This window comes from Coleofasciculus sp. F4-SAH-05 (genome assembly GCF_040222985.1).
GTDB classification, from domain to species: Bacteria; Cyanobacteriota; Cyanobacteriia; order Cyanobacteriales; family Coleofasciculaceae; genus Coleofasciculus; species Coleofasciculus chthonoplastes.
The window spans coordinates 1-16915 of record NZ_JAVKBY010000037.1 but is presented as its reverse complement, the minus strand read 5'-3'; the positions used below and the strand labels follow the sequence as shown (position 1 = coordinate 16915).

The 16915-nt window shown below is 45.2% G+C and carries 15 protein-coding genes; 12 read left to right on the top strand and 3 right to left on the bottom strand.

Annotated features, from left to right (window positions below):
• The first annotated feature begins 335 nt into the window (after positions 1 to 335).
• The 6 genes from bchL to RIG27_RS03790 all read left to right on the top strand — a co-directional run bounded on the left by bchL (position 336) and on the right by RIG27_RS03790 (position 6582).
• Entirely contained in the window at positions 336 to 1202 is an 867-nt protein-coding gene (gene bchL / locus RIG27_RS03815) for a ferredoxin:protochlorophyllide reductase (ATP-dependent) iron-sulfur ATP-binding protein (protein ID WP_446342587.1), read from the top strand.
• Between the two features lie 221 nt (positions 1203 to 1423).
• Positions 1424 to 2827: a ferredoxin:protochlorophyllide reductase (ATP-dependent) subunit N gene (locus RIG27_RS03810; RefSeq protein ID WP_446342585.1), complete on the top strand. Its 1404-nt coding sequence runs from the start codon at positions 1424 to 1426 to the stop codon at positions 2825 to 2827.
• A gap of 448 nt (positions 2828 to 3275) precedes the next feature.
• The gene (locus RIG27_RS03805; RefSeq protein ID WP_446341879.1) at positions 3276 to 3521 is read left to right on the top strand and encodes a UPF0175 family protein; all 246 of its coding nucleotides are present in this window, start codon (positions 3276 to 3278) and stop codon (positions 3519 to 3521) included.
• Between the two features lie 41 nt (positions 3522 to 3562).
• Entirely contained in the window at positions 3563 to 4732 is a 1170-nt protein-coding gene (locus RIG27_RS03800) for a DUF262 domain-containing protein (protein WP_446342583.1), read from the top strand.
• Positions 4729 to 5823, top strand: a complete 1095-nt coding sequence (locus tag RIG27_RS03795) for an AAA family ATPase (protein ID WP_446342581.1) — start codon at positions 4729 to 4731, stop codon at positions 5821 to 5823. Before RIG27_RS03800 ends, RIG27_RS03795 begins: the two co-directional genes overlap by 4 nt.
• A complete protein-coding gene (locus RIG27_RS03790; protein WP_446342579.1) occupies positions 5824 to 6582 on the top strand; it encodes a hypothetical protein in 759 nt (252 codons plus the stop codon).
• Between the two features lie 137 nt (positions 6583 to 6719).
• On the opposite strand, the gene RIG27_RS03785 is transcribed toward RIG27_RS03790, so the two are convergent.
• Both RIG27_RS03785 and RIG27_RS03780 read right to left on the bottom strand, forming a co-directional pair.
• The gene (locus RIG27_RS03785; protein WP_446342704.1) at positions 6720 to 6980 is read right to left on the bottom strand and encodes a DUF4926 domain-containing protein; all 261 of its coding nucleotides are present in this window, start codon (positions 6978 to 6980) and stop codon (positions 6720 to 6722) included.
• A gap of 25 nt (positions 6981 to 7005) precedes the next feature.
• A complete protein-coding gene (locus RIG27_RS03780) occupies positions 7006 to 7338 on the bottom strand; it encodes a helix-turn-helix transcriptional regulator (RefSeq protein ID WP_446334925.1) in 333 nt (110 codons plus the stop codon).
• Positions 7339 to 7946: 608 nt separating this feature from the next.
• Between RIG27_RS03780 and RIG27_RS03775 the strand changes: the two genes are divergently transcribed.
• Positions 7947 to 10175, top strand: coding sequence for a tetratricopeptide repeat protein (locus RIG27_RS03775; RefSeq protein WP_446342577.1), 2229 nt, complete (start codon positions 7947 to 7949; stop codon positions 10173 to 10175).
• A gap of 176 nt (positions 10176 to 10351) precedes the next feature.
• Here the strand turns inward: RIG27_RS03775 and RIG27_RS03770 are convergent, their stop codons facing one another.
• The gene (locus RIG27_RS03770) at positions 10352 to 10861 is read right to left on the bottom strand and encodes a DUF4149 domain-containing protein (protein WP_446341870.1); all 510 of its coding nucleotides are present in this window, start codon (positions 10859 to 10861) and stop codon (positions 10352 to 10354) included.
• Positions 10862 to 11154: 293 nt separating this feature from the next.
• Between RIG27_RS03770 and RIG27_RS03765 the strand changes: the two genes are divergently transcribed.
• The 5 genes from RIG27_RS03765 (at position 11155) to RIG27_RS03745 (ending at position 16859) form a co-directional block, all read left to right on the top strand.
• Positions 11155 to 14574 (top strand): DUF4347 domain-containing protein, encoded by a 3420-nt coding sequence (locus RIG27_RS03765; protein ID WP_446342575.1) that lies wholly within the window; start codon positions 11155 to 11157, stop codon positions 14572 to 14574.
• Between the two features lie 34 nt (positions 14575 to 14608).
• Positions 14609 to 15499, top strand: a complete 891-nt coding sequence (gene crtA, locus RIG27_RS03760) for a cyanoexosortase A (protein ID WP_446342573.1) — start codon at positions 14609 to 14611, stop codon at positions 15497 to 15499.
• Complete coding sequence (locus RIG27_RS03755) at positions 15499 to 15702, top strand: hypothetical protein (protein ID WP_446342571.1); 204 nt, start codon at positions 15499 to 15501, stop codon at positions 15700 to 15702. Before crtA ends, RIG27_RS03755 begins: the two co-directional genes overlap by 1 nt.
• A gap of 124 nt (positions 15703 to 15826) precedes the next feature.
• On the top strand, positions 15827 to 16573 hold the full coding sequence (hpsJ-A, locus tag RIG27_RS03750) for an HpsJ-like protein, cyanoexosortase A-associated (protein WP_446342569.1): 747 nt from the start codon (positions 15827 to 15829) through the stop codon (positions 16571 to 16573).
• A gap of 115 nt (positions 16574 to 16688) precedes the next feature.
• Positions 16689 to 16859 (top strand): hypothetical protein, encoded by a 171-nt coding sequence (locus tag RIG27_RS03745; protein WP_446342567.1) that lies wholly within the window; start codon positions 16689 to 16691, stop codon positions 16857 to 16859.
• Positions 16860 to 16915 lie beyond the last annotated feature (56 nt).

Below are 16915 nucleotides of genomic sequence, written 5' to 3'. Positions count from 1 at the left end.
CAGCTTAGTCAGGCTGGAAGTCAATTGACCCTCTTTTTTGCTTTTGTTCATATTTATATAAAAAAAATACACAAAATTATAATAATTTGATTAAATTCGCTTCAGAGTCACTCTGAAGCAATAAAACAGTTTATCCATAGCTAGGCATAATTTTATTCAGATTTAAAGCCCATCCCATTCCCAAACCCCCTTTCATTTCTCAGGGAGTTATGTAAATAATGCGATTAGCAGGCAGAAAGCAACGGCTGGCAACTCAGCCCAAGCATAGATGCCAGCATATTTAACAGCTACGACAACATTTCAGTTTTGATCCAAACGATAGGAGACAACGAAGCGTGAAACTCTCAGTTTATGGAAAAGGCGGTATTGGTAAGTCCACAACAAGCTGTAATATCTCCGTAGCGTTAGCCAGACGCGGCAAAAAGGTGCTGCAAATTGGTTGCGATCCGAAACATGACAGCACCTTTACCCTGACAGGCTTTCTCATTCCCACGATTATCGATACGCTTCAGGAAAAGGATTATCACTACGAAGACGTTTGGCCCGAAGACGTTATCTATAAAGGCTATGGCGGCGTTGATTGCGTCGAAGCTGGTGGACCCCCTGCTGGTGCAGGTTGCGGTGGCTATGTTGTCGGTGAAACGGTGAAGCTACTCAAGGAACTTAATGCGTTTGACGAGTACGATATTATTCTGTTTGATGTTCTCGGTGACGTAGTTTGCGGTGGATTCGCTGCGCCTCTGAACTATTCCGACTACTGCATGATTGTTACGGATAACGGCTTTGATGCGTTATTCGCGGCGAACCGAATTGCCGCATCTGTGCGTGAAAAAGCCCGCACCCATCCCTTGCGCCTAGCTGGGCTGATTGGCAATCGTACCTCGAAGCGGGATCTGATCGACAAGTATATTGAAGCTGTACCCATTCCCGTGTTGGAGATTCTGCCCTTAATTGAGGATATTCGCATTTCGCGGGTTAAAGGGAAAACCATTTTTGAAATGGCAGAAACTGATCCGTCTCTGACACCTGTGTGTGATTACTATCTGAATATTGCCGATCAAGTATTGGCACGTCCCGAAGGTGTCGTTCCCAATGACTCCCCCGATCGCGAGTTGTTCTCCTTACTGTCTGACTTCTACCTGAATCCCCAACAACCTAAGGTAACGTCAGAGGAAGAAGAACTTGACCTGATGATGGTGTAATTGGTCATTTGTCCTTTGTCCTACTCGCTCCCTTGAGAAGCAAGTTATCGGTGAGGTAGGGCGGGTTTTGTTGTTCATTGATCAGTAACAAGTCGTTTGAGTGGCTAAACCCGCCCCTACAACCCGCCCCTATAATTGTGGCTGAATCCAGCCCTACCATAAGACGTTGGACTTCTTATAGATAGAAACTTACCTGAGAAACGAGGAGAGAAGAACTTTTTATGACTACAGATCAAACCCCCCAATCGCTAGAGTTTGAATGTGAAACTGGAAATTACCATACATTTTGCCCGATTAGCTGTGTAGCTTGGCTTTACCAGAAGATTGAAGATAGCTTTTTCTTAGTCATTGGGACGAAAACCTGTGGTTACTTTCTGCAAAATGCCATGGGGGTGATGATTTTTGCTGAACCTCGTTATGCGATGGCGGAATTGGAAGAAGGAGATATTTCCGCCCAATTAAATGACTATGAAGAACTGAAGCGGTTATGTTTACAGATTAAGCGCGATCGCAACCCTAGTGTAATTGTCTGGATTGGCACTTGCACCACGGAAATCATTAAGATGGATTTGGAAGGCTTAGCGCCGCAGCTGGAAGCGGAGCTTGGGATTCCCATTGTTACAGCGCGGGCGAATGGGTTGGACTATGCGTTCACTCAAGGGGAAGATACCGTTCTCGCAGCGATGGCGCACAAATGTCCGAAAGAAGCACCCAAAGTAGAAGCGGAAAAAGAAGAACGGAATGCAATTTCCAAACTCCTCAACTTCGGACGCCAGAAAGAAGACGTTGCGGCGGAAGAATCAGAGTATGTGGATCATCCTCCCCTGGTATTATTTGGATCGTTACCTGACCCCGTGGTGACAAACCTTACCCTAGAACTGAAGAAGCAAGGAATTAAAGTTTCTGGTTGGTTACCCGCCAAGCGATACACTGAACTCCCAGTGATTGAAGAAGGGTATTATGTCTCTGGTGTCAACCCCTTCTTAAGCCGCACCGCCACCACCTTAATGCGTCGCCGTAAGTGTAAATTAATTGGCGCACCGTTCCCCATTGGTCCCGATGGAACTCGCGCCTGGATTGAGAAGATTTGTTCGGTGTTTGGAATTGAACCGAAAGGGTTAGACGAACGGGAAGCACATATTTGGGAAAACCTGGAAGAATATGTCAAGTTAGTACGCGGTAAATCGGTTTTCTTCATGGGGGATAACTTACTGGAAATTTCCCTGGCTCGTTTCTTAATTCGCTGTGGAATGACTTGTCCAGAAATTGGCATTCCCTATATGGATAAGCGGTATCAGAAAGCGGAATTGGATCTGTTGGAGAAAACCTGCCATGAGATGGGAGTACCGACACCGAAGATTATCGAGAAGCCGGATAACTACAATCAAATTCAGCGGATTTATGAGTTGAATCCGGACTTAGTAATTACCGGAATGGCTCATGCGAATCCCTTAGAAGCGCGAGGAATTAATACCAAGTGGTCCGTTGAGTTTACATTTGCTCAGATCCACGGCTTTACCAATGCGCGGGACATTCTGGAGTTAGCCACTCGTCCCCTGCGGCGCAATAACAGCCTGAAAGATTTGGGTTGGGATAAGTTGGTGAAAGAAGAAGCGAAGGTTTGATCTCTCCTCCTTTGAGATCTCTCCAACCCTCCGGATTCCGGGGGGTTTATTTGTCGTTTGTAGTAGCCACTTTAGTGGCTTCAAAAAGTTTATCGATAACTGCTTAAGGATAAACCAAGGTGATCAACCTGACTTTTCACGGAAAGTCTAGAAACTATTGTAGAGACGCGCCATGGTGCGTCTGGGCTATTGTAGAGACGCGCCATGGCGCGTCTGGGCGGGTTTAGTTACATCTGGGTTCAACCGAAAAGATAGTCGTGAAACCCGCCCCTACACAATTCACACTTACGTTAAAGCAGATACCGTGAAAGTAAGGGTCATCAACCGCGTTATCCTAAGACAGGACTGGATTTCAGAGGCAACTTCAATAGGACGCGATCGCACCGCTGTTGAATCTGCTGTAATTGTAGAGGACAGGAACTATCACAGACAGGAGAAGAAGAGGACAATGAGTATTGTGATTCCCAATGAAATCGTCAAAGCTAGTGGGATGTCAGCGGAAGAGTTGATGTTAGAGTTAGTCATTCTACTCTTTCAAAAGGATAAAATATCTTTGGGAAAAGCCAGTGAGTTAGTAGGGATGAATCAACTTCGATTTCAGCGACTGTTAGCTGATCGTAATATTTGCATTCATTACGATGTTGCTGAGTTTCAAGAAGATCTTAAGAGTCTGCAAGAACGAGGTTGGCTGTGATCGTAGTCAGTTGACAATGGAGTTAATAAGGAGTAAGTGTCGTGACGGAGCGGAAAAACCTAAACGCAGAATTCTCTGAAGAAGACACCGATATTGATGATGACAACTGGAGCGAGTCCGAGGAAGAGGAGATTGAGCCAGAGGAAGAAGAAACCACTGAACCTTTTGATCCAACTAAGATTAGGGTTGATACCAGACAAATGACTATTGACTTAGTCCTTTCACGAATTGAGCATCATGAACTTGACTTAGCACCTGATTTTCAACGTCGAGCAGGAATCTGGACTGATGCTGCTAAAAGCAGACTAATCGAGTCTATCTTAATTCGTATTCCATTACCAGCATTCTACATGGATGCAACTAATGAGGAGAAATGGTTAGTTGTAGATGGTTTACAACGATTAACTGCACTAAAACAGTTTGTTCTTGATAAGAAACTTAGGCTAATAGGACTAGAGTATCTCAACGAAATAGAAAGTAATAGTTATGATGAACTTCCTCGAAAATATCAGCGTAGAATTCAGGAGACTCAACTCACAGTTTATCTAATTGATAAAGGCACACCTCCTGAAGTTAAATTCAATATATTTAAACGTATTAATACTGGTGGCTTGCCTCTATCTCCACAAGAAATACGTCATGCTATTAATCAAGGAAAATCAACAATTTTTTTGGCTAAGTTAGCTGATTGTACAGAGTTTAAAAAAACGACAGGAATTACAAGAAGAAGTAAAATCCGCATGGAAGATCATGAGTTTGTCTTGAGGTTTTTAGCTTTTATGATTAATAGTTACAACAATTATAACTTTAAAATATTAGATGAATTTCTTAACGAAACAATGCTCAAATTAAACAAGATGAGTGATGAACAATTAAATAGTCTTGAGTATGAATTTATAAGAGCAATGAATGCAGCAAATGATATTTTTGGCAAATATGCTTTTCGGAAGCGGTCTAAAGCTAATCTAAAAAGGAAATATCCAATTAATAAGGCTTTATTTGAATCTTGGTCAGTCAATCTTGCTCAACTTAGTCCGAAAGAATTAAATTTACTAAAACAAAGAAAAAACGACCTAAATAAAAATTTTATTGACATCATCGAAACTGATCAAGAATTTGTCGGCTCTATTTCTCAGGGAACTGGTAAAATCAATCAAGTAAAACATCGATTTAGTGCTATTGAAAAGTTAATAAAGGAAATGCTGACATGATTCGTTCACTGGTCTTGAAAAACTTTAAACCATTTGAGTTTGAGCAACTTAAGTTTAGACATCTAACTTTGCTTTCTGGTCTTAACAGCACCGGGAAATCCTCAGTAATTCAAGCACTTCTTTTGCTACGTCAATCCTACCAACAAAGTTTATTACCAGACATAGGTTTAGCTTTGAATGGTGACTTGGTTTGTATTGGTACAGCTCAAGATGCACTTTTTGAGGCAGCAAAAGATGATGTGATCGGTTTTGATCTTCTCTTGGAAGATGACACACAGGGAAGATGGCGTTTCGACTACAACCGCGAGGCAGATGTAATAGCTCTTTCCTCACCAAAAACTGCTCCTGAGGTCTATAAATCAAGTCTTTTCAGCGATAAGTTCCACTATCTTCAAGCAGAACGGATTGGTCCCCGGACATACTTCGAGATATCGGATTTTCAAGTACGACAACATGAGCAAATTGGCACTAGGGGGGAATACACAGCACATTTTCTCTCAACTTATAGAGATAAAGATATTCCTAACAGTAATTTGAGCCATCCAGAGGCAAAGTCACTTAATCTGAAAGATCAGGTCGAGGCATGGATGGGAGAAGTTAGTCCAGGTACACGAATTGAAATCAAGTCAAACCAAGATATGGATTTAGTGAATTTTCAATATTCTTACGGACTCAGCAATCCCTACCGTGCTACCAATGTTGGTTTTGGAATTACCTACACCCTACCCATTATTGTCGCCGTACTTTCATCTCCTCCAGGCACATTAATTTTACTAGAAAATCCAGAAGCCCATCTTCATCCTAAAGGGCAATCAAAAATGGGTGAATTATTAGCACTTGCTGCTAGTTGTGGTGTTCAAGTTGTCATAGAAACTCATAGTGACCATGTTTTAAATGGGATTCGTCTAGCTGTTCATGGTGGAAAACTAGATTATCAAAATGTACAACTTCACTATTTTCAGCGTCAAGAAAAAGAAGGGTACGATTTTATAGAAGTAGTTTCCCCCAAGATTCGAGCTAATGGAAGAATTGATCAATGGCCCGATGGCTTTTTCGATCAAATGGAGAAAGATTTGATGGAGTTAATTTGAATGCGCTTCCTGATCAATGAATGCTCTTTTATTGGGCAGGCGAACTATGATGAAGATGCTGACAAACTCATGAATGTATTACTTGAAATCATCAAGGAACTAGAACCCATTCGAGGTAAAGAGCCTATACTCACTCATAGTTGTTTTTTTGGGTGTAATATATCTGCAACCATTAGTGTCAGTGGCTGGTTATATAAAAAAGCCAAATCCTCTATAGGGGAAGAACAAGAAAATAGTCGATTGTTATTTATTAAATTAATGAATAATGGCCCTTTTATCGATGAAATTTTAGACGAAAAAGTGGAATATTACGAATGCAAGTTTAATAATCAAGATGTTTTGGGGAGTTCATTGGCAGGAGCAGCTTATCTGAAAGGAACTTTAATAAGCCTACAAAAGGCATCTGATTTTTTAGTTGAGTACATTTATGTAAAGTTTAGTATAGATAGCGATGTAAGTGAAGATAGAGAAATTCTTAACCTAACTAATGTAACCCAAGCAAAGAAGCTACGACCGCAATATATAACCAGTCCTAAGCACGCTCCAGGTGGTTGGGGTACGCTCATGGATTTAACGGATGAAGAAGCACAACAAGTTTTGGATACAGGAATTGTCAGTGGTAGACAAATTTATGGATATTTTAAAGGGCAATTTTATGAATTTCAATCAGACAATATGGATGGCTTTCATGGATATCCTGTTTCTGAAAATGAAGTGCCTTCTAATGTTATCAAGCAAATCAACAATAAGGCATTTTAGGCTCTCCGAATGCTTGGTTTAAGAAGTAGCATATTATACATATTACTGGATAAATAAAGGTTGAAAACTTTGATATTGCTAGATTATAAGCTTGCGTTATCACCACAAGTACGTGAGAGCCGACGCGCTGGTAAAGTTTAAACATTTCTACTGTCACTCCTTTGTCCAAACCTCCGAACGGTAAGTATTTTATTATTTTTCAAAGTTTGTACAGCGGAAATCTGCACAGCAATTACATTAATGGATTCACCTACAGCATTAAAAAGTTCCAAAATATAGCCATCTTCGCCGCCACTAGAGTGAGGCACATAATCAATTAGGGTGAGAACATCACCTTTTTGCATATGATGTTCTGGAAGGTGGCGAGATAGAACGACGCGCTGGTAAAGTTCAAGCATTTCCACTGTCACTCCTTATTGGGAATTAGAGTAATAAACTGGAAGAGGAAGAGGCGATCGCTCCTGCCACATCTTCACGAGTTGCTCCCATTGCCAATAACGTCCGCACGATCAAATCAAGAGACACTGATGGATCACTTGTTTCCATCTTTGCTACCCGCGACTGACTCGAATTAATTCTGTTCGCCAAACTCTCCTGAGAGAGCTTCTGACTCAGACGAAGCTCCCTCAATCGTTTACTCAGAGACAGCTTCATTTCAATAAAAGCTACCTCCTCCGGTGAAAGTCCTAGAAAATCCTCTGCATTGCCAACTCGCCAACCCGCTGCTTCTAAACGTTGACGCTTAACTGCATCCATCATTAGCTCTCCATTATGTCATCCCTGAGATTTCATCATACAATTTTAGCCGTCTCTTACAATTCTCAATCACACGCTTAGGCGTTTTTTGGGTAATCTTTTGAAAGACTCTGAGCCAAACAACAACCTTGCTCTCGCTGGGATAATTCATGCTTTAAATACCACATACCTGTTTTCCGTTCCTAATAATTTCATTAATTATGTCAAATCTGACATAATACTACTGTAGCACAGGTAGGATGCTGACTTGATTAAGGTGTTCGGCATTTAAACCTTAATGTCAACAACTGCCAAATCGTTGTAATGCGAGCCAGCCAGCTTACTACCCATTCCCAATTTAAATGCGTGACAGCTTAACCAGGAGCGATCGCGTTGGGGGGAATTGCGTTTGCCTGTCAATAGGAGCCAATAAAAAATGATGCTGGTTGCGTTGTTGAAAAAACAGTCTACGTCTTTAGGGATAACTACTTCTTAAACTTCTGCTAAGATATTACGGATTTATTAAGCCAAAGTAGTATATAAACAAAGAACTTGATAATGTTATACATTATTTAAGCTATCAACAGAGTTATTCTCGTTGATGGGATCTTAAGGTTTGAGGAGTCAGTATGTCGAAAATCCCGGTTCAGATAGGCGTAGCCTTAGCTACATTAATGACTGGTGGTATCGCCAGTGCGACGGTGCAAACACCGATTGAACCTCTAAAGTTCGATCGCACCCCCACCACGATGCCGATCGCGCAAGCTCAATTACTAGATCAATTGTGGCAACAGGTGAGCCAGTTACGGGGTGTGGGTAAATATCGTGAAGCAATAGCCATCCTAGAACGAATTGTGCAGATTCAGCCAGAGGCGTTCTTGGCGTGGTATTGGCGCGGCGAGATATTCAGTAGTTGGGGACAGTACGAAAGTGCGATCGCATCCTACGATGAAGCGCTTCGACTTCAACCCAGTTATCTTTTAGCTCAGTATAAGAAAGGACAAGCCTTATACGAACTCCAACGCTATCAGGCGGCGGTGACAACTTGGCAACAAACCTTACGCTTAAACGCCGAATCGGAGTATGAACAAACCTTAATTACTACAGTCATACCCAAGCAAATTGCCCAAGTGCTGTCTTATGAGTTGCGACAGTATAATCAGGCGCTCTCCATCTATGATCAACTTTTGCAAATTGATGAGCAGATAGCATCAGTTTGGGTAGATCGCGCCGCCGCCCTGTATAAACTCGAACGGTATCAAGACGCCGTAGCCAGTTGTGATCAAGCCTTAGAACTTGAACCGCGAAACGCTCTCGCCTGGAAACGACGGGGATTAGCACTATATCAATTAGAACGTTACGAACAAGCGATCGCGTCTTTAGAACGAGCGGCGAGTTTTAACGGCACAGATTTAGAAGTAACCACCTTACTCTCTATTCTTACCACCTCTGGCGAATCTACCACCGAAGTTCGTGGCGCCCAACAGCGACTTGTAGCGCTGCAAGCCGAAATTCGCACCGCCGAAGCCCGATTAGAGACGTTGCGGAATGAACGCCAAACCGTCACCGCCCAATTTGAATCCTCCCAATCCACGATGCGTCAATCGCAACAGCGATTAGTCGCCCTGGGCGAAGAAATTCAAACCGCCCAAACTCAACTCCAATCCTCCCAAGTCGAAATCCGGGAATCTCGACAACAGTTAGTCGCCATTCGAGAAGAAATTGAAACCACCCAAGCCCAACTCTCATCCGCTCAAGCGGCGGTGCGACAATCTCAACAACGGTTAGTCGAAGTGCGAGAGGAAGTTAGTAGCGCCCAAGCCCAACTGACATCACTCCAAAGTGAACGCCAAAGCTTAGAAGTCCAACTGGTGGCGGTACGGGAGGAAATTGAAACATATATAGAACGCCTCGAAGCCTCTCAAGTGTCTGTACGTCAATCTCAACAACGGTTAGTTGAAGTGCGACAAGAAATTAACACCGCCCAAGTTGAATTGACATCACTCCAACGTGAACGCCAAAGTCGAGAGGCGAGACTGGTAACGATACAGGAGGAAATTGAGGCGTCTCAAGAACGCCTGGAAGCCTCTCAAGTGTCTGTGCGAAGCTCTCAACAACGGTTAGTCGAAGTGCGAGAGGAGATTACCAGCGCCCAAGCCCAACTGACATCCCTACAGAGTGAACGCCAAAGCTTAGAAGTCCAACTGGTAGCGGTACGGGGCGAAATCGAAACCGCTCAAGAACGCCTGGAAGCCTCTCAAGTGTCTGTACGAAGCTCTCAACAACGGTTAGTTGAAGTGCGACAAGAGGTTACCAGCGCTCAAGCCCAACTGACATCCCTACAGAGTGAACGCCAAACCTTAGAAGTCCAACTGGTAGCGGTACGGGAGGAAATTGAAACATCTCAAGAACGCCTGGAAGCCTCTCAAGTGTCTGTACGTCAATCTCAACAACGGTTAGTTGAAGTTCGACAAGAGGTTAGCACCGCCGAAGCCAGAGTTGAATCACTCCAAAGTGAACGCCAAAGCTTAGAAGCCCAACGGGTAGCGGTACGGGAGGAAATCGAAACCGCTCAAGAACGCCTGGAAGTCTCTCGCCGTGAATTCGGCAGCGTACAACAGCGTTTAAGTACACTGCAAGCGGAAATCCAAACCACAGAACAACGAATCGCGACGGTTCGAACTGAACTGCGTCAGTTAGAAGAGCGCAAGACAGTGGAAGCTAACACATTACAGACTCTGCAAGTTCAATATTGTGGTTTACAAGAAGACTTAAGTGAATTGGAAGTCGCTATCCGACGAATCAGGGGAGAGTCAGCCGGAGCCGTTCAACGTTGTCGATTGTCGAACGTTGAATAATATCGGTAGTAGGGGCGCAAGGCTTGCGCCCGATTCAATCAAGGCTTGCGCCCGATTCAATGGTCAAATTTATTCCACAATTTTAGCTGTACCACACCAGTAGGGGCACGACATGTCGTGCCCCTACAAATTTCGGTGTCGTGCCCCTACAAATTTCGGTTCAACAGTAAAACCTATTAAGCGATTTCTCGCGAATCATGATAACACCAAGCCAATACAGTCGCACCGACAATTAATTTAATCGCTTCTAGCAACCAATACCCTTCATGCATCTCAACCATTCCGCTTGCCATACCTGTTGCTGGCTCAAACAGATTCAGTTGCATCGCTAGAGCGCTCATCTGGGGCGTCATGATGTAGGTATTAATGAGAGCAATTGCTAACAGAAGCCCAGATAATAGGATCGACCAGCGTCGAACATGATGATAGAGATTAGATGTGCCACGTATTGCCAAAAGGCTGGTTAGAACTAAAGCGGCACAGAGTAACTCGATCCGATTAAACATCCAGAAAATCGAATAACCCGCACTGGCAAAACTGGCGTCGTTCAACATTCCAGCCGTTCCCAGCGTGGGCATGATCACGAAGTCTAGAATAAAGCTACTACTTAACCACAGACCCAAGACAAACAGAGCAATCGTTTGCCAGGTGGGTTGCTTTGTGCTATTCCCAAAAACAGCATTCATAATTTTTCCTTGAATTCCTCTGTTATTTTCAGCTTAACCAAGATTGCCGCAAAAAAATGTAAAATATTCTTACGAAGCACTCTCTTTAATGTTGCGTTTCTTTAAGTTGTCATTAGATAGGGAACAGGGAACAGGGAACAGGGAACAGGGAACAGGGAACAGGAAATAAAAATGATCATCGTGAAACCCGCCCCGACAGACGCGCTTGTGAAGCATCTCAATACTCTCAACACTCTTTTATTCCCGGATTTCTCAGGCTAGATTGGAGTGGCAATGGCGATGAGAGAGTGCAGATGGAACTGATCGAACCAAGAACAGGATTGGGAGTATCCGCTGAGGCGGACATTTTATCGGGATACTCAGAGGGACTAGGGTTTAATCAAATCGAGGGAGTCAATGGCTTCCCCAACCGCGATCCCGTCGGTGAGGGGTATATCCCCGAGTTACAGGCATTTCCAGATAGTCCAGTTATTGATTTTGAACAAAACATTACATTCCGAGAACGCCATCTATATCGGCAAGAAACCCCAGAGACATTAAACGCTGACTCAGAGGAAGTAACAGGGCGAGATATCCTCACCGGGCTAGATCTGGGGAACGCCAACGGTGGTACTTTGGTCTTCGTAGACGCTGGGATTGCAGACGCTGAAACCTTAGTGGCTGGGGTTTTACCTGGGGCTGAGGTAGTCATGCTGACACCGGATCAAGATGGGGTTCGCCAAATAACTCAGGTATTAACACAACGTCAAGGATTATCCAGTGTTCAGATTATCTCCCATGGCGTGTCGGCTGGTTTGCAATTGGGTACAGGAGAGTTGAACCTGGATACGCTGAATACTTATACCAGTCAGTTGCAAACTTGGGCAGGGGCGTTAACATCAGAGGCTGATATCCTCTTCTATGGCTGTAATCTGGCAGCAACTGCGTCAGGAAAGCAGTTCATCGAACAGGTGAGTCAGTTGACAGGGGCAGATGTAGCCGCTTCTAGCGATCGCACGGGGAATGCTGCTTTGGGCGGGGATTGGGAGTTGGAGGTATCTCAGGGAACGATTGAATCCGATGTAGCGTTGCATAAGTGGGCGCAGTCGGCGTATCAGGCGGTACTGGATGCGGTAGATAATAATCTCACGGTCAATAGTGCCAGTTTTTTGGGGGGAAATGGAGATGACAGTGGCAATGCGGTGGAAATTGCCCCAGACAGAACCATTGTGATTGGCGGGAATTTTGATCTAACACCGACTCAGAGTTTAGCAGCAGGACAGGGGGCAGTCATCCGTTTGGATGCTACGGGACAAACGAGACTCTCAGTAACTCAGGTGGGTGCTGATGTGGATGACTTGGATCTCAATCGCAACAATGGCAACATCACCGTTGTCGGTGACTTTGGCGTTAAAACCCTCAATAGTGACGCCAGTCAGGTTCTCTGGAGTGCCAATCCCGGTAGCGCCCAACGAGTCGCCGTGGCGGGGCAGGGTCAAGTTGCTGTCCTCGCAGATAAGCAGGTGACGGTTTATAATCCCCAAGGGACTCCCATCGGTAACTTTACTGTAGCTGGAACCCAGATTGCAGATGTGGCAATTGACAATAATACTTCATCGGTATTTGTCACCGGATATCGACAGGTGAGTACCAATTTACAGCTTCCCCTACTCCGCAGTTACAGTTACACGGGTCAGATTAACTGGGAAAATTACAATTTTTCTGCCAATGAAGCCGCAACAGAAAAGCTAGGCGCAGATACTCGCGGGTTACGGGTGGCAATTGGACGAGATAATCAGCTTTACTTTGCGGGTAGCTTGGATGGAGGGAATAGTGTTTTTCAACGCGATCCCCAACTCATCACCCAATCGGCTGGCAATGTTAATATCGACAACTACACAAACACCTCGAACAGCAATAGTGGGAAATTTGCCTATTTTGCCCGATTGAATCCGGGGACAGGGAATTTAGATCAAGGTCAGATTTTCCTCACCCGCCGTTCCTCAGATGGTAAAGGGAATTCGTTTACGGTTAATGCGATTACGGCGGATGCCAATGGCCGAGTTTATATTGGGGGTCAAGCGGCAGCTTTATTACCGAATCGTTCTCAGTTGCGAATTAATGGGACTACTGTGGGAGACTACAGTGGCTTTGAGGGCGCAGTCATTGCCGTAAGTAAGGATTTTCAGCAACGGGAACTGGTGGGACTTTGGTCGGGAGGTAATCCATCGGGTTCTGAGGTGAATGGGGTGGCGGTGTTTGGAGATATCCGGGCAATGGTGTCCACAAATGCTGGTACGAATATGATTACGGTTAATCCGCTTCAAGGAACCTCTGCTGGGAATCAGGATGCCTTTTTCTCGGTTTGGCAAAGTCCATCTGCCCCGATTGGCAATCCGCCCACAGCGATTCGTTTAGATAATCAAACGGTTGCTGAAAATACATCAGAGGGGACGGTTGTGGGTGAGCTTACGACGCTTGACCCAGATACGGATGATCGCCATACCTACAGGTTAGTTGATGATGCCGAAGGACGGTTTGCGATCGCACAAAATCAGTTACGAGTCGCTGATGGGTCTAAACTAGACTTTGAGACTAACAGGAGTCATCAGATTACTGTCCGCAGTACCGATGCCGATGGCTTCTCTTTTGAAGAGAGCTTTGAGATTGCGATCGCGGATGTTGATGATACCCCGACACCTATGCCTACACCCACTCTACCCGTTGGTTTAGTGGATCTGGCACAAATTGGTTCAACTCAGGGCGTTTTTCAAGTGGGCGGAACTCCCGGAGAGGCGGTGCGCTTACAGTTCGACTGGACATTCCGAGAAGCCCAGTTTAAAAATGAAGTTGGTGTTTTACGAGTCGATGATGCCATGGGGACGGTGAATGGCGTGCGCCCAGGTGATCCGGGATATGCCCAACAAGCCTTAACCAGCGCCGAACGCCAGGTATTATTTGCCCAGGGTGAGGCTGTAGGTAAGGGTGTGGATTTGAGCCTCCAGGGGGGAGACTATTGGGTGTTTTATTTAATTCAGGATAGTACCAGGGCAGACTGGCTAGCCGAGAACCCGGATAATCGTCTAGATGGCGAAACCATTGCCTTTTTCTCCGTCACGGCGGCAAATCCTGATCAGTTTAACCATGTTCAACGCACCGAGTTGGGGGATGGAATGGTGCAACTGGCTTGGGAAGATCTCACCGGTGGCGGCGATCAAGATTTTAATGATGTTATCTTCAACGTAGGTAACGCGGATTGGACGGTGCCAGGGGATTCGGGTGAGATGAGAGCCCTGATTGTCAACTGGATGGCACAAGATCGCCTGATTAATCATGAACTGGGTTTATTTTTGTTTGATCAGCCCAATGGACAAATCGGTAATTTATTCCCTGGTGATCCAGGATATGCTAAGGCTGCCCTGTCTCAGCTAAATCGCCAGGTGATCCTTACACCGGGAGAGATGGGGAATGGGCAACGAACACTGAATGTGGAGAGCGATCGCATTTTAGGATGGTATCTGATCCAAAACGGCACAACGGAACAGTTTTTACGGGAAAACCCCGACAATTTACTGGGGAATTCGCCTTTAGCCTTTTTCTCATTAATTGCCGCTAACCCCAATGGGATAGATAACTTCTGGCGACTGTCCCCGAATGAATTTGCCTGGGAAGACCTGACAAACGATAATGATATCGACTTTAATGATGTAATGATCGGCATTCAGTTTGGCTAATTTTCTCTCTAATCGTTTCTACCCATAAAGCACCATGAAAGCGACATCCCTCACACCCCTGCAACGATTAAAAATTCCCCCCTATTGGCTACTTGCGATCGCGGCTGGCTTAGTTGCCATCTATATGACACTCAGTTGGAAAGCCGGAGATGAAGCCCAACTCGGCATGAGTGTCTTGTTTTGGCTAGCGGTTGGTTCCCTACTGTGGGGCAAACGCCATGAGTTAAATCTGGAAAGTGGAGTTGTCCCCAGTATTGCTGGGGCGCTACTTATTGCCTTTGTCCTCTCCTATAGCGCCCACATCAGTGGGTTGAAGCTAATTAACGAAAATGTGCAGAAGTTAGCACCGCTACTGCGGCTGCTTCCCTTTATTTCTGCCGTCGGTGTAGCTTTACTTGCCTCTGGGTTTAAAGGATTCAAACAATACTGGCAAGAAGTAACCATCCTCTTTTTTCTCGGTGGACCGGCGACAATTGCCTCATTTATACCTGATATTTCGCCGATTACAGCTAAATTTTCGGCGTTCATGCTGTGGTATATGGGCTTTCAGGTTTATCTCTACGATAAGGTCTTTATTAACCTACCTGATGGTGGCGTTAAGGTGTATCATGGCTGTTCCGGTATGGAAGCAATGACCTATGTGCTGGGACTATCGGTGATTTGTCTGATCATGTTTCCCATTGGGCGCCGCAAGCAGTATTTCGTGCCAATTATGGCGTTGGTTGTCGGATTTGTCGTCAATAGCTTCCGAGTGGCATTGATGGCGGTGCTGGCAAATGCCCAAAACATGGAAGCGTTTAAATACTGGCATGAAGGCGAAGGTTCTCTAGTCTTCGGGATGATTTCTGTGATGGTTTTCGGCGTGTTTTACTGGTTGCTACTGCGGCTGGAGGATGCAAGTTCTCCGGAGACTGAGGAGGCGTAATGTCCTGGAAACAGGTGCGGATTTTTGTGTTAGCGCTGATTTTTGGTGCTGTTCTCGTGGTGTTGCTGAAAGTTATTCTGGCAACCCTGGCTGAGAAAGGGCAAGGAAAGTCAGCAGCTAGGCTTCCCAGGCTGGAGTCGTTAGCATTACTGCCGTCGGTAGAGACACACCAGGACGCCTCTTTACATTTTTACCACTCATAAATGAGAGAATTGGTTCCCAGAGGTGGGAAAAAAAGATAATCTATAGAACGTCAAATGTCATGAGTCGGAACCAGCAAAGGACAAATGACAAATGACAAATGACAAATGACCGATAATTAAAACCATGACGCAATCAGAAGAAAAAGATAAATTTGTTCCCGCCATTGACCAACTCTGGAAGTTTAGTGCCGGTTTATCCAAATCCATTGGAGTAGTGCGGTGGGTAGGCTATGGGTTATTAGTTTTGGCATTTTTCGATGTCGTGGAAATATTTGTACCTCCGGTTTTGATGAATCCCGCTTGGGAGTTTCAGACAATCGGGCAATTGGTGGAACGGGTTCCTGTACCGTTGCTGGGATTGGCGCTGGTGTTTCTAGGCGAACGAGATCAACGCACCCGATGGGAACCTCTGGTTCTGAATATTTTGTCCTGGCTGGCTTTGCTAGTGGGAGTTTTGTTCTTTTTACTGGTTCCCTTGGGTGTGGTGAACACAATCCGACTGGAAACGCGGAACACGGATCAAATTACTCGGCAAGTTGAACAGCGCCAAGAGCAGATTCAACAGGTTAAAGAGGCACTTGGACAAGCGACGACTGTAGAACAGATGCAGTTTCTGATTAGTCAATTGGATAGTCAAGGGCGCACACCACAGATTCAAGGCACTGAGCAGTTAGCTGAGGTGAAGGAGCAGCTTTCGACATTTTTGGAAGAGGGTGAGACTCGGATGCAGGAGCAAGCTCAATCCCAGAAGAAGTCTCAGTTTTTGCGGTTGCTGGAGAATTCGGTGAAGTGGAATTTGGGCGCTTTGGTTTCTGCGGCGTTGTTTATCAGTGTCTGGCGCTTAACCGGTTGGGCAAGACGTAGCGAGTGATTCCAGGTGTTTGTTGGGACATCAGCGTCTGGCTTTACCGCTTATGTAGAGAAACCGTAGGGGCTTTCATGCTTGCGCCCGATTTAATCGTCAAATCTATTCCACAATTTTAGCTGTGTCACACCGCAATTGTGGGCAAAAATCAAAACGGAGTCAGGGCGGGTTTTGCCTAAAGGTTATCAGCAATCAGACGCGATCGCATATCCATTCAACCCCGATAACCGAGGGTGCGATCGCTAGAACAGGGCGAGCCGATCGGATTAAATGGAGTCGTGTTGTTAATTAAGCCAAGCGGCTCGCCCCTACATGAGGATTACAGGGGTTTGGGTTTTGGTATCAGGC